The sequence below is a fragment of the Pelagibius sp. genome (genome assembly GCF_028289705.1).
Taxonomy (GTDB): domain Bacteria; phylum Pseudomonadota; class Alphaproteobacteria; order Kiloniellales; family Kiloniellaceae; genus Pelagibius.
Genome location: NZ_JANQOI010000073.1, coordinates 1 through 12,960, shown reverse-complemented (window position 1 = coordinate 12,960; position 12,960 = coordinate 1). Strand labels below are relative to the sequence as shown.

At 68.4% G+C, this 12,960-nt stretch carries 14 protein-coding genes; 5 read left to right on the top strand and 9 right to left on the bottom strand.

The genetic code is table 11. From position 1 onward, the window contains the following. Positions 1-3: 3 nt before the first annotated feature. The 5 genes from Q0996_RS08830 to petA all read right to left on the bottom strand — a co-directional run bounded on the left by Q0996_RS08830 (position 4) and on the right by petA (position 4,613). Positions 4-891: a VOC family protein gene (locus tag Q0996_RS08830; protein WP_299617794.1), complete on the bottom strand. Its 888-nt coding sequence runs from the start codon at positions 889-891 to the stop codon at positions 4-6. 44 nt (positions 892-935) lie between these two features. Beyond that, the gene (locus tag Q0996_RS08825) at positions 936-1,823 is read right to left on the bottom strand and encodes an S-methyl-5'-thioadenosine phosphorylase (protein WP_299617791.1); all 888 of its coding nucleotides are present in this window, start codon (positions 1,821-1,823) and stop codon (positions 936-938) included. A gap of 177 nt (positions 1,824-2,000) precedes the next feature. Then, positions 2,001-2,777 (bottom strand): cytochrome c1, encoded by a 777-nt coding sequence (locus Q0996_RS08820; protein WP_299617788.1) that lies wholly within the window; start codon positions 2,775-2,777, stop codon positions 2,001-2,003. Then, positions 2,777-4,036, bottom strand: a complete 1,260-nt coding sequence (locus Q0996_RS08815; RefSeq protein ID WP_299617785.1) for a cytochrome b/b6 — start codon at positions 4,034-4,036, stop codon at positions 2,777-2,779. The genes Q0996_RS08820 and Q0996_RS08815 overlap by 1 nt, the downstream gene beginning before the upstream one ends. Positions 4,037-4,064: 28 nt before the next feature. After that, positions 4,065-4,613, bottom strand: coding sequence for a ubiquinol-cytochrome c reductase iron-sulfur subunit (gene petA, locus Q0996_RS08810; RefSeq protein WP_299617782.1), 549 nt, complete (start codon positions 4,611-4,613; stop codon positions 4,065-4,067). A 272-nt stretch (positions 4,614-4,885) separates the two neighbouring features. On the opposite strand from petA, the gene Q0996_RS08805 reads away from it, so the two are divergent. Together Q0996_RS08805 and hemF are read left to right on the top strand one after the other, a co-directional pair. Then, positions 4,886-5,332, top strand: coding sequence for a tRNA (cytidine(34)-2'-O)-methyltransferase (locus Q0996_RS08805; protein WP_299617779.1), 447 nt, complete (start codon positions 4,886-4,888; stop codon positions 5,330-5,332). A 37-nt stretch (positions 5,333-5,369) separates the two neighbouring features. Next, positions 5,370-6,233 (top strand): oxygen-dependent coproporphyrinogen oxidase, encoded by an 864-nt coding sequence (gene hemF, locus Q0996_RS08800; RefSeq protein ID WP_299617777.1) that lies wholly within the window; start codon positions 5,370-5,372, stop codon positions 6,231-6,233. Here the strand turns inward: hemF and Q0996_RS08795 are convergent. Genes Q0996_RS08795 through Q0996_RS08780 form a run of 4 tightly spaced genes read right to left on the bottom strand, consistent with a single transcriptional unit; the run spans position 6,230 to position 9,010 of the window. Continuing rightward, a complete protein-coding gene (locus tag Q0996_RS08795) occupies positions 6,230-7,501 on the bottom strand; it encodes a CCA tRNA nucleotidyltransferase (RefSeq protein ID WP_299617775.1) in 1,272 nt (423 codons plus the stop codon). The genes hemF and Q0996_RS08795 overlap by 4 nt on opposite strands. Before the next feature lie 36 nt (positions 7,502-7,537). Continuing rightward, on the bottom strand, positions 7,538-7,825 hold the full coding sequence (locus tag Q0996_RS08790; protein WP_299617772.1) for a hypothetical protein: 288 nt from the start codon (positions 7,823-7,825) through the stop codon (positions 7,538-7,540). Beyond that, on the bottom strand, positions 7,825-8,472 hold the full coding sequence (locus tag Q0996_RS08785; RefSeq protein ID WP_299617770.1) for a CoA pyrophosphatase: 648 nt from the start codon (positions 8,470-8,472) through the stop codon (positions 7,825-7,827). The genes Q0996_RS08790 and Q0996_RS08785 overlap by 1 nt, the downstream gene beginning before the upstream one ends. Positions 8,473-8,485: 13 nt before the next feature. Next, entirely contained in the window at positions 8,486-9,010 is a 525-nt protein-coding gene (locus Q0996_RS08780; RefSeq protein ID WP_299617767.1) for a DUF1285 domain-containing protein, read from the bottom strand. A gap of 102 nt (positions 9,011-9,112) precedes the next feature. Here Q0996_RS08780 and Q0996_RS08775 point away from each other — a divergent pair, with 102 nt between their 5' ends. The 3 genes from Q0996_RS08775 to Q0996_RS08765 all read left to right on the top strand — a co-directional run. Further along, entirely contained in the window at positions 9,113-10,126 is a 1,014-nt protein-coding gene (locus Q0996_RS08775) for a MoxR family ATPase (protein WP_322096668.1), read from the top strand. A 78-nt stretch (positions 10,127-10,204) separates the two neighbouring features. Further along, on the top strand, positions 10,205-11,080 hold the full coding sequence (locus Q0996_RS08770; RefSeq protein ID WP_299617765.1) for a DUF58 domain-containing protein: 876 nt from the start codon (positions 10,205-10,207) through the stop codon (positions 11,078-11,080). A 40-nt stretch (positions 11,081-11,120) separates the two neighbouring features. Further along, the coding region (locus tag Q0996_RS08765) for a BatA domain-containing protein (protein ID WP_299617762.1) at positions 11,121-12,960 on the top strand (1,840 nt) is incomplete at its 3' end.

Here is a 12,960-nt window from a genome sequence, read left to right as displayed (position 1 = left end):
CCGCTAACCCGCTTCGGAGAATTCCAGCAGCACGCCGCAGGCGGCGGCGGGCGGCAGGCGCAGTACCTGCTTGCCGTCCCAGTGCACCGGCAGCGCGGCGCGTTCCAGCAGGGTGGCGGTGCGGGCGAGATCCGCCACCTCGATCCGCAGCGCCGCCAACCAGGGGGTCGGAAGGCGCGGTGCCCCAATGAGGCCGGGGTGCAGCCGGCCCAGCATCTCCGCGGTGGTGAAGCGCAGCCAGGTGCCGCCGCAGTCGACCTCCACCACGCCGTCACCGGCGCGCACCCGGTCGAAGCCGAAGAGCTCGGCGTAGGGGATGGCCAGGGCCGAGGGGTCCTTGACCACCGAGGTCATGGCGATCAGTCCCAGGGCACCGTTGGCATGATCGGTCCAGCCCGGCTGCCAGACCAGTTCCGGCGTCAGATGCTGGCAGACGAAGGCGGAGGTGCCCGGCGTCGCCTCCGGCGGCAGGTGCAGCAGCTTGAAGCGCGGCCAGACCTCCCCCTCCGGGTCTTCGAGCACGCGTTTCAGATCGCGCATGTCGCCGGGCATGATGCCGGCCCGATGCAGCGCGCGGGCGGCCATGGAGACATCGTCGCTGGCGAAGGCCAGGCCCAGCAACCCCTCGCGGGTCTCCAGAAAGCGGTTCAGGTTGTTGGTGAACTGGGCCGGGTCGATGATGCCCAGCAGCTCGATGTAGTCCTTGGGGAACATCACGCAGTAGTTGGCCGTGCCCCAGCCGATGTGGCGCCCGCGCGGCGAGAGGGTGAAGCCTAGGCGCCGGTAGGTGTCGTGGGCCGACTCCAGGCCGCGCACCCCGACCAGCACGTGATCGATGCCGCGAATCGGCCGTGCCGGCTCGACGCCCCTGTCGGTGACCACCAGCTTCATCGGCTGTGCCCTTCCCTTCAAACTGCCCTTTCTGGCCGCCCCTTCTAGCCGCCCAGCACCCGACCTGCGACGGCATCGAGACGGGCCATGGCGGCAGGGTCCCGCGCTTCGGCCTGGGTGATCACCGCCGCATCGAGGGCGCGGTGGCAACCCCTTTCGCAAGGACCGCTGCGGCCGCTGAGCTTGGGGACCACCTGCTTGATCAGCGCCCTTGCCTTGTCGGCATTGCCGAGCAGGGTCTGGATCACCTGGTCGACCGAGACGTCGTCGTGCCCGTCGTGCCAGCAGTCATAGTCCGTCACCATGGCCACGGTCGCGTAACAAATTTCAGCTTCGCGGGCGAGCTTGGCTTCCGGCATGTTGGTCATGCCGATCACATCGCAGCCCCAACTGCGGTAGAGCTCGGATTCGGCCCGGGTCGAGAACTGCGGCCCCTCCATCACGATATAGGTGCCGCCGCGGCGGTACGGCAGCGCCAGCTCGCCAGCCGCCGCCTCCAAGGCATCGCCGAGGCGCCCGCAGACCGGATCGGCGACGGAGACGTGGGCCACCATGCCCGGCCCGAAGAAGGACTTCTGCCGCGCGAAGGTGCGGTCGATGAACTGGTCCACCAGCACGAAATGGCCGGGGGGCAGATCCTCGCGCAGCGAGCCCACCGCGCTCATGGAGAGGATCTCGGTGACCCCGGCCCGCTTCAAGGCATCGATGTTGGCGCGGAAATTGAGGTCCGTGGGCGACAGCTTGTGGCCGCGGCCGTGGCGCGGCAGGAAGACCAGGCGCTGGCCGTCCAACTCGCCGCACAGAAGGGCATCGGAGGGCTCGCCGAAGGGCGAGGTCACCTGGCGCCACTCGGCGTTCTGCAGGCCATCGATCTGATAGATGCCGCTGCCGCCGATCACGCCGATCACCGGCGCCGGTTCCGCTTCCGCCATAGGATGCCCTTTCCTGCTTGCCTCCCGCGCTGCAGCCGCGACTCGCCGCCGCCCCACCGGACTCATGTACTGGACCGGCGGCGACTTGCCAAGGACATCCCCGGCAGCCACCAAACGCGAAGGGCCGCCCCGACTTTCGCCGGAGCGGCCCTTCGATGAGAGAAAAGCGTGTTGCCGTTAGTGGACGTCGGCCCAGATCTTGCGCTTGGCGGCATAGAGAACGCCGGTGAAGACCAGGAGGAAGATGATCACCTTGATACCCATGCCCTTGCGCTCTTCCAGCTTGGGCTCCGCCGTCCACATCAGGAAATTGGCGACGTCGGTGGCCATCTGCTCGACGGTGGCCGGCGTGCCGTCGGCATACTCAACGCCGTCTTCGAACAACGGCGCGGCCATGGCGATCTGGTGGCCGGGAAAATAGCGGTTGTAGTTGGAGCCTTCGGCCAACTCGAAATCGGCCGGCGGATCCTCGTAGCCAATCAGCAAGGCGCGGATGTAATTCGGCCCGTCCGGCCGGGCCTTGGCCATCAGTGACAGATCGGGCGGCACGGCGCCGCCGTTGGAGGCGGCCGCGGCCTTGTCGTTGGGGAAGGGCGAGGGGAAGTAGTCCGCGGGCCGGCCATCGCGCTCGAACATCTCGCCGTCGTCGTCGGGGCCGTCGAGGATCAGCACCTCGGCAGCCATGGCCTTGATCTCGTCCTCGGAATAGCCGAGATCGGCCAAGTTTCGGAAGGCGATGTACTTCAAACTGTGACAGACGGCGCAGGCCTCGCGATAGACCTGCAGCCCACGCTGGACCGAGGCCCGGTCGAAGCTGCCGAAGACGCCATCGAAGGACCAGGTGTGCTGCGGCAGCGGGATGGCTTCCCCCGCCGCACGGGCCGAGGTGGTGACCATGGTGCCGCTGGAGAGGGCGGCCAGCGCCGCAAGCCCGAACATCATTCCCTTGCGCATCAGGCTTTCTCCATCGGCTTGGCGGGAGCCCCGGCCATAGAGCCGCCGCCTTTCAGGACCGGTTCGCCGATCGAGGTCGGCAAGGGTCTGGGCGTCTCAAAGACGCTGAGCAGCGGCAGGATCACCAGGAAGTGGATGAAGTAGTAGGCCGTGGCCAGCTGACCGGCGATCAGCCACAGACCTTCCGGCGGTTTGGCGCCGGCGAAACCGAGCACGACGCAATCGATCATCAACAGTATGAAGAAGATCCGGAAGAGCGGCCGGAAGCGCCCGCTGCGCACCGGCGAGCGGTCGAGCCAGGGCAGGATGAAGAGGATGCCGATGGAGGCGAACATGGCGATCACGCCCATGAGCTTGTCCGGAATGGCGCGGAGGATCGCGTAGAACGGCAGGAAGTACCACTCCGGCACGATATGGGCGGGTGTGGAGAGCGGATTGGCCGGAATGTAGTTGTCCGGATGGCCCATGTAGTTGGGGATGTAGAAGACCACCGCGGCGAAGAACACGAAGAACACGCCCAGGCCAAAGGCATCCTTCACCGTGTAGTAGGGGTGGAAGGGGATCTTGTCCTGCGGGCCCTTGGCGTCGATGCCGATGGGATTGTTGGAACCGAACTGGTGCAGCGCCCAGAGGTGCAGGACCACCACGGCGACGATGATGAAGGGCATGAGGTAGTGGAGCGCGTAGAAGCGGTTGAGGGTCGCGTTGTCGACGCTGAATCCGCCCCACAGCCAGACCACGATATCCTCACCGAAGATCGGGATCGCCGAGAAGAGGTTGGTGATCACCTTGGCGCCCCAGAAGCTCATCTGACCCCAGGGCAGCACGTAGCCCATGAAGGCGGTGGCCATCATCAGCAGCAGGATGACGACGCCCAGCATCCACAGAAGTTCGCGCGGCGCCTTGTAGGAGCCGTAGTAGAGGCCGCGGAAGATGTGGATGTAGACGACGATGAAGAAGAACGAGGCGCCGTTCATGTGGATGTAGCGGATCAGCCAGCCGTAGTTCACGTCGCGCATGATGCGCTCGACGGAATCGAAGGCGTAGTCCACATGGGCGGTGTATTGCATCGCCAGCATGATGCCGGTGACGATCATCACCACCAGGGTGACGCCCGCCAGCGAGCCGAAGTTCCACATGTAGCTGAGGTTCCTCGGCGTCGGATAGCCGGAACCCACCGAGTGGTCGATGAAGGAGAAGATCGGCATGCGATGCTCGATCCACTTGATCACCGCGTTGTTGCTCTGAAATCCGCTCATTTTCTGGTTCTCCCCTGGCCGATCACGCCTATCCGATCACGATGGTCGTGTCGCCGGTGAACTCGTAGGGCGGCACCGGCAGGTTGGTCGGGGCCGGGCCCTTGCGGATACGCCCGGAGGTGTCGTAGTGGGAGCCGTGGCAGGGGCAGAACCAGCCGCCGAACTCGCCGCGGTTCTGGCCCGTTTTCTGGCCCAGGGGAACGCAGCCCAGATGGGTGCAGACGCCGATCAGGATCAGCCATTCCGGCCGTTGCACCCGCGCCTCGTCGCTTTCCGGGTCCGGCAGGTCTTCGAGGGCCGCGCCCTCGGCTTCGCTGATCTGGGCCGGGGTGCGGTGATCGATGAAGACCGGATTGCCGCGCCAGGTGACGGTGATGCGCTGGCCTTCGGCAATGGGTTCCAGATCCACCTCGGTGGAGGCCAGGGCCAGCACCTCGGCGGAGGGGCTCATGGAGGCGATCAGCGGCCAAACCACGGCGCCGGTCCCGACGGCGCCCATGGCGCCGGCAGCCAGGTACAAGAAGTCACGCCGCGTTTCGCCCGAATCGGCCGGCGCGGCTGTGGCGGTGTCTGCCATACGATTTCCCCTACGATCCCATTTGCGGAGCCACGGCGATGACCAACCCGCCCCCGCGGCCCCGATTGCCCAGTTTGAGCGAGCCTACTTAAGACCTTATGTCGCTTGGGAATATCAACCATGCGGCACGCTGCCGCAGCGAATACCCCCGTCGCTCGGTTCTGAGGGTCGATATAGAATAATTTTCCGGGGAACGCAAAGCCCCAGAACGGCTCCAAAGGCCGCGATTCGCCAATTCCGCGAAGCAACCAAACAGACTATTCGACCCGACTATGCGCCTCGCACTTTTCCAACCCGACATCCCGCAGAACACCGGTGCCCTGATCCGCCTCTGCGCCTGCCTGCAGGTTCCGCTCGACATCATCGAACCCTGCGGCTTTCTGCTCGACGACAAACGCCTGCGCCGCGCCGGTCTGGACTATCACGCCCAGGCGCAGATCGCGCGGCACCGCTCCTGGGACAGCTACCAGCAGCAGCGCCGCGGCCGACTGCTGCTCTTGACGACCGGGGCCAGCGCCCCCTACACCGGGTTCGCTTTTGCCGGGGACGACAATCTTCTGCTCGGCCGGGAGTCGGCGGGCGTGCCCGCTGAGGTCCACGACGCGGCGGACGCGCGCCTGAAGATCCCGGTCGGCGCGGGCTGCCGCTCGCTCAATGTGGCCCTGGCCGGAGCCATGGCCCTGGGCGAGGCGCTGCGGCAGACCGCAGGCTTTCCGTGACCGCTGGGGACGGCTGAGAACGCTGGGGGACGAAGCGATGACCGAGGAGACCGAGGACCGCAAGGCGCGCGCGCGTGCCTGGTTCGAGGCGCTGCGCGACCGCATCTGCGCCGCTTTCGAGGCGCTGGAAGACGAACTGGAGGGCGCCAACGCCCAGCGCTTCGCCGGGATCGCCCCCGGCCGCTTCCAGCGCAAGGCCTGGGAGCGTGAAGACGGCGGCGGCGGGGTGATGGCGCTGATGCACGGCCGGGTTTTCGAGAAGGTCGGCGTCAACGTCTCCACCGTCCACGGCAGCTTCTCGCCCGAGTTCGCCAAGCAGATCCCGGGGGCTGAAGACGATCCGAGCTTCTGGGCCAGCGGTATCTCGCTGGTCGCCCACATGCGCTCCCCCCTGGTTCCGGCCGTCCACATGAACACCCGCCACATCGTGACCAGCAAAAGCTGGTTCGGCGGCGGCAGCGACCTCAACCCCATGGTCCCGGACGACGACGACACGGCGGCCTTCCACGCGGCCTTCCAGGCGGCCTGCGACCGCCACGACCCGGACTACTATCCCCGCTTCAAGAAATGGTGCGATGAGTATTTCTTCATCCCGCACCGGGGCGAGGCGCGCGGCGTCGGCGGCATCTTCTACGACTACCTGGACAGCGACGACTGGGAGGCGGACTTCGCCTTCACCCGGGATGTCGGCGAGGCTTTCCTGGAGATCTACCCCGGCCTGGTGCGCCGTCACATGGCGGACCCCTGGACCGATGAGCAGCGCCGCCATCAGCTCTTCCGGCGCGGCCGCTATGCGGAGTTCAATCTGCTCTACGACCGCGGCACCAAGTTCGGCCTGCAGACCGGCGGCAATGTGGAAGCCATCCTCATGAGCCTGCCGCCAGAGGCCGCCTGGCCTTAGCCAGCGAGCTCCCGCAACCGGTCCAGGCAGGCGGCCCGGTCCGGTGCGAGGTCGGCGGCGATCCACCAATCCTCGACCTGGCGCAGCAGGGCCCCGACCCGCGGGCCGGCAGGAAACCCGAGGGCGAGCACGTCGCTGCCGCTCAAGGGAAAGGACCGGGGCCGCCAGCTTTCGACCAGGGCCAAGGCGGACCGCAGGGTGTCGGCCGCGGCGGCGCGGCGGGCGCCTTCCATCAGCAACTGCGCATGGGTCGCCGCCGCCCCCCGGCGGTGCAGTGCCACTCTCAGGCCGTGGCGGGCCTCCTCCGGATCGTCTTGAGGGTCGAGCATGCGGTTGGCGGCCGTGAGGTCGTTATCCGGCGCCGCCAGCCGGACCAAGGCCTCCCGCTCCGCCCCGGAGAGGCGCAGGCGCTGGCCCACCGCTTCGGCCACGGCGGCCTCGCCCGGCAACAGCGCGGCCAGCCGCAGGATCGGGTTCTCCGAACCGGGCTGTTCCTGCATCAGCAAACGCTGCAGCACCTCCTGCCCGCCAGCCTCTGGCAGAAAGGCCGCGAGGATATCGTGATCCCGCATCAAGGCCAGCACCGGCAGCGGGTCGGGGGCGGCGAGCAGCTTCAGGAACTCCTGGCGCAGCCGCTCGCCGGAGAGGCTTCTGAGCTGCGGCGCCAGGGAGGCCATGACCGCAAGGACGTCCGGTTCCGGGGCGACGCGCCCGTAGTGCGCCTGAAAGCGAAAGAAACGCAGCAGGCGCAGGTAGTCCTCCTCGATCCGCGCCCGGGCGTCGCCGACGAAACGCACCCGGCCTGCCTTCAGATCAGCGGCACCACCGAAGGGATCGTAGAGCTGCCCCTCGGGACTGCAGGACATGGCGTTGAAGGTGAGATCGCGCCGCGAGGCATCGGCCAGCCAGTCGTCGGTGAAGGCCACGACGGCGCGGCGGCCGTCGGTTTCCACGTCCTCGCGCAGGGTGGTGATCTCGAAAGGCTTGTGTCCGGCGACGGCGGTCACCGTGCCGTGGTCGATTCCGGTGGGCACGGCCTTGAGCCCGGCCGCGCGCAACAGCGCCATCACCGCCTCCGGCTTGTCCGGAGTGGCGATATCCACGTCCTGGACCGGCCGGCCAGCGAGGGCATCGCGCACGCAGCCGCCGACGAAGCGCACCGCACTGCCCTGCGCGGTCAGCGCCGCGATCACCGCGCGCGTCTCCGGCGCGGTCATCCAGTCCTGGACATCAAGGCGGGCCGGCCCAGGCGTGTCGGACCCCGGCATGGTCGATGAAACCCCCAATAAGATTGCTGACCGGCGCTACTCCACCGGGCGGCTGGGGACCACTTCGCCATCGACCACCGCCGGCGGCAAGAGTTTCGTGCCAGGGGAGACGCCGCGCCCCTGCCAGAAGAACAGCAGGGCCGCGGCGGCGAGGCAGACCCCAATGCCCAGCATCCAGGCCCAGGGAACGGCCTCGCGGTCGGGCGGCACACGCGCGCCCGGCGTCGCAGCGCTTCGTCCGCGGCGCGCGAACCAGACATAGAGCCCATAGACGATGAAGGGCACCAGCATGGGCAACACAACGAGGAAGAGAACCCGTGCCATCAGCCGATCACATCCCCGCCATGCAGCACTTCGGCCAGGTTCGACAGCATGCCGGCGGTGGCGCCCCAGATGAAGTAATCGCGATAGGGGTAGGCATAGAAGAAGCGCTCCTTGCCGTGAAAGATCCGGCTGTGGGTCTGCCGATTTGCGCCGTTCAGAAAGAACGCCAGGGGGACTTCGAAGATCTCCTCCACCTCCCCCTGCTCAGGCGTCAGCGCAAGTGGCGGCGAGACCAGCCCGATCACCGGAACGACGCAGTATCCCGTGCGGACGAGGTAGGTGTCCAGCCGGCCGATCAGGCGCACCTGATCGCGCGGCAGCCCCACTTCTTCGTGGGCTTCGCGCAGCGCCGCATCCTCCGCGCCCCGGTCGCCGGGGTCGATCCGCCCGCCGGGAAAGCTGATCTGCCCCGCATGGTCCGGCAGCTCGTCGCTGCGCCGGGTGAGGATCACCGTCAGCTCCCGCGCACGGTCGACGATCGGCACCAGCACCGCCGCGTCGCGCAGCGGAGAGGCGGGGTCGTAGAGCTCGGGGTTGAGGTCGTGATCGCCGCGCGGCGCGCTCAAGGCCGTGGCGGACTCCGGCGCCGCACGCTGTGCCGGTGCCGGCAGGTCGGCCAGGCGCCGCAACAGATCGTCGGCTCTCACGGCCCAACTCCGGTCATGCGGCAGATCCAAGAGGAAAGAACACGCCATCGCTCCAAACACCCAGGCAATCCTCAGCCTGCTCGGCCGATCGGGGGGCAGGCACCGCCAGATCGGCCAGCTCGTAGTAGACCGGACGGAGGACCCGCGCCTCCAGCCTCTCCCGCACCAGAATATAGGGGCTGGGTCCCCCTTTTTCAGGCCCCGCGCCGACCCGCAGGGGGTGCGCCGCGCCGGCGGCGACCCATTCGTCCAGGTTGGTGCGAAAGCTCAGGCACTGCGCCTCGCCTTTGCCCTTCACGGAAAGTTCAACGGCCACGAAGGGCACGTCTTCGACGGCGATCCGCCCCTTTTCCACCGGAGTCTGCAGCCAGTAAGCGCCTTCGGCATCGCAGCGCAGGACCGAGGCAAACAGCTTGACCAGAGCCTTGCGGGCAATCGGCGCGCCTTCGTGAAACCAGGTGCCGTCCCGGGCGATGCGAATATCGAAATCCCCGCCGACCGGGAACGGGAGGGGGCCAGGTGACTGGTCAGCGGGCATCGAAAGCCTTATCCTTACCGTTAACGTTTGAGCGGCCGGTTCGACCCGCTGAGCAGCGGAGGCCGGCCCTGCGCCCACCCGAAAGCCTGGAGATGCTGTCTGGTGACAACGACCCCCACTGAGCGAACCGATGGAGCCGCCGCCGGGCTGGCCGAACAGATCGATGAACTCGGCGACAAGCTGAAGCTTGTGCGCGAGAGCATCGGACAGGTCATTTTCGGCCAACAAGAGGTCGTCGATCAAACCCTTATCACCCTGCTGTCCGGCGGCCACGCGCTGCTGATCGGCGTGCCGGGCCTGGCCAAGACCCGCCTGGTGGAAACCCTGGGCACCGTCTTCGGGCTGGAGGACAAGCGGGTGCAGTGCACCCCGGATCTGATGCCGGCGGACATCCTGGGCTCAGAGGTGCTGGAGGAAAGCGAATCGGGCAGGCGGTCCTTCCGCTTCATTCCCGGGCCGGTTTTCTGCCAACTGCTGATGGCCGACGAAATCAACCGCGCCAGTCCGCGCACCCAGTCGGCCCTGCTGCAGGCGATGCAGGAACACCGGGTGACGGTGGCCGGCCACGCCCACGACCTGCCGGCTCCCTTCCACGTGCTGGCGACCCAGAACCCGCTGGAGCAGGAAGGCACCTATCCGCTGCCCGAGGCGCAGCTCGACCGCTTCCTGCTGGAGATCGACGTCGGCTATCCGGAACTGGAGGCCGAGCGGCAGATGCTGATCGAGACCACCGGCCCGGAACAGGCGGAGGCGACAGCGGTGATGAACGCCGAGGAGTTGATGACCCTGCAGCGACTGGTGCGCCGCGTGCCGGTGGGCGAAAGCGTGGTGGAGGCGATTCTCGCCCTGGTGCGCAACGGACGGCCGGAAGCCAGCGAGCTGGACGAGGTCCGCAGCCAGGTCGCCTGGGGCCCCGGGCCCCGCGCCAGCCAGGCCCTGATGCTGGCAGTGCGCGCCCGCGCGCTGCTCGACGGGCGTCTGGCCCCCTCGGTCGACGATGTGGTCGCCCTGGCCCGGCCGGTGCTGAAGCACCGCATGGCCCTCAGCTTCGCGGCCCGCGCCGACGGGGTGACGCTGGACCACATCATCGCGCATCTCACGGCGCCCTATGCCTGAGCGGTTCCTGGTCACCATGAAAGCGGCCGCGAAGGGGCCGGCGCCAAGCGGGGCGGGACGCGGGGTACCCGGGCGCCGATGACAACAACCCTTCCGCTTCGGCACCGTGCCGAACAGTTGGCGGCCACGCTGCCGCCGCTGCTGGTCGCTGCCGAGCGGGTCGCCGCCACCGTTGCCCAGGGCGTCCACGGGCGCCGCCGCGTCGGCCAGGGCGAGACCTTCTGGCAGTTCCGCCACTACGACATGGGCGATCAGCCACAGTCCATCGACTGGCGGCAATCCGCGAAGTCGGACATGGTCTTCGTCCGCCAGATGGAGTGGGAGGCCGCGCAGTCGGTCTGGATCTGGCGCGACACCTCGGCCTCCATGGCCTGGACCTCGGACCGCAACCACCAGACCAAGCGCGACCGGACCGACCTGCTGACCCTGGCGCTGTCGGTGCTGCTGATGCGCGGCGGCGAGCATGTCGCCCTGTTGGGCTCGGGCCTGCGACCCTCCAACAGCCGCGCCACCCTGTCGCGCATTGCCGTGCTGCTGGAAAGCGCCAACCAGCCCGCCGAAGAGCTGCCGCCGACCTTGCCGCTGCCGCGCAGCGCACAACTTGTTCTCATAGGCGACTTTCTTGCGCCTCTGCCGGAGATCGACAGGGCCCTGCGCTATTATGGCGAGAGCGGTGTGCGCGGCACCCTGCTGCAGGTGCTCGACCCGGCCGAGGAGAGTCTGCCCTATGACGGACGGGTGAGGTTCGAAGGATTGGAACAGGAAGCGCCCTGGCTGGTTTCGCGGGTCGAGGCGGTGCGCGGCGACTATGCCAAACGCCTCAGGGACCAGCGCGAAGGCCTGCAGGATATCGCCCGTGCGCTGGGCTGGGGCTGCGCCTTCCACCGCAGCGACCAGCCGCCGCAATCGGCCCTGCTGCGCCTCTACACCACCCTCTCCCAGGTGCTGGCATGACGGATCGCCGGCAGCGCCATTCGGTTCGGGGGCCGCGGGCATGATCAACTTCGGTCTGCTCGCCTTCGCCCATCCCTGGCTGCTGCTCGCGCTGCTCGGACTGCCGGTCCTCTGGCTGCTGCTGCGCCTGACGCCGCCGGCACCGCGGCGCCTGGCCTTTCCTGCTATCCGCCTGCTGACCGGTCTGCGCGTGCCGGAAGAAACCCCGGCTCGGACTCCCTGGTGGCTGTTGCTGCTGCGGCTCTTGATCGCCGCGCTGATCATCCTCGGACTGGCACAGCCGCTGCTGAACCCCGCGGCTCAGCTCTCCGGCAGCGGCCCCATGATCCTGGTGGTCGACGACGGCTGGTCGGCGGCGCGCTTCTGGCAGGCGCGCCAGATCATCGGCGGCAAGCTGCTGGCCCAGGCCGAACGGGAGGGCCGCACCGTCATCATCGTGACCACCGCCCGCGACGCCCAGGGCGAACCGCCGACAACCTCCGGGCTGCTGCCGGCGGCCGAGGCGCAACGGCTGCTGCAGGGTATCCGCCCCAAGCCCTGGCCCAACGACCGCGCCTCCGCCCTGGCCGCCCTGGAGGAGCTGACGTTCGAAGGCTCGGCCCATGTGGTCTGGCTGTCCGACGGGCTGCGCGATGACGAGAGCGAGGCCTTCGCCGCGGCGCTGCAAAGGCTGGGCAGCCTGCATGTGCTGCGCGAGGAGGGCAGCGCGCTGCCCCATCTCGCCCTGCCGCCGGATTCCGAAGGGGTCGACCTTGTCGCCCGGGCGCTGCGCGCTGATAGCGGTGCCGGCGGGCGGGCCGAGGCCCTGGCGCTGTCCGCCGACGGGCGGATCATCGCCAAGGCGCCGTTGATCTTCGCACCCGGCGAGAAGGAGGCGCGCAGCCTGCTCGATCTGCCGACGGAAATGCGCAATCGGATCGCCCGCATCGCCATTGAAGGGGAAACCACCGCCGGCGCCGTGGTGCTACTGGACGAGCGTTGGCGCCGCCGCCCCGTCGGCCTCGTGAACCCGGGCTCTCAGCAGGAAGGCCAGCCACTGCTCAGCGAAGGCTACTACCTGCAGCGTGCCCTGGAGCCCTTCACCGAACTGCGCCGGGGCACCGTCGAGGAACTGCTGCAACGCCAGCTCGCGGTTCTCGTGATCGCCGATGCCGTTGCCATCAGCCCCGCGGAGGAGGAAGCGATCGGCGCCTGGGTGGAACGCGGCGGGCTGTTGCTGCGCTTCGCCGGTCCGCGCATGGTGGCCCAGCCGCCGGAGGAGGCGGACGATCTGCTGCCCGTGCGGCTGCGCGGCGGCGACCGGGTGCTGGGCGGCGCCCTGACCTGGGACACGCCGGCGCAGTTCGCGCCCTTCGCCAACGACAGTCCCTTCGCCGAATTGGGCTTGCGGGATGACGTGCTGATCCGCCGCCAGGTGCTGGCCGAACCCTCCCTCGATCTCGCCGACAAGACCTGGGCGCGTCTCGCCGACGGCACGCCGCTGGTGACCGCCGACCGCCGCGGCGAAGGCTGGCTGGTGCTGTTCCACACCACCGCCAACACCGACTGGTCGAACCTGCCAATCTCCGGGCTGTTCGTCGATATGCTGCGCCGGGTGATGGCGGTCAGCCAGGGGGTCAGCGGCAGCACCGGCGGCGAGGCGCTGCCGCCCATCGAGGTGATGGACGGGCTTGGAAGCCTCGGCACGCCGCCGGCCACGGTCTTGGCCCTGGACCCCGAAGATGTCGGCAGCCGCCGCGTTTCGCCGCAGCATCCGCCGGGCTACTACGGCAACGACAGCCTGCGCCAGGCCCATAACATGAGCACCACGGTCACCGCTCTGGAGCCTCTGGGGGCGTTGCCCGGCGGAGTCACCAGCGGCCTCTACCACGAAAGCCCGG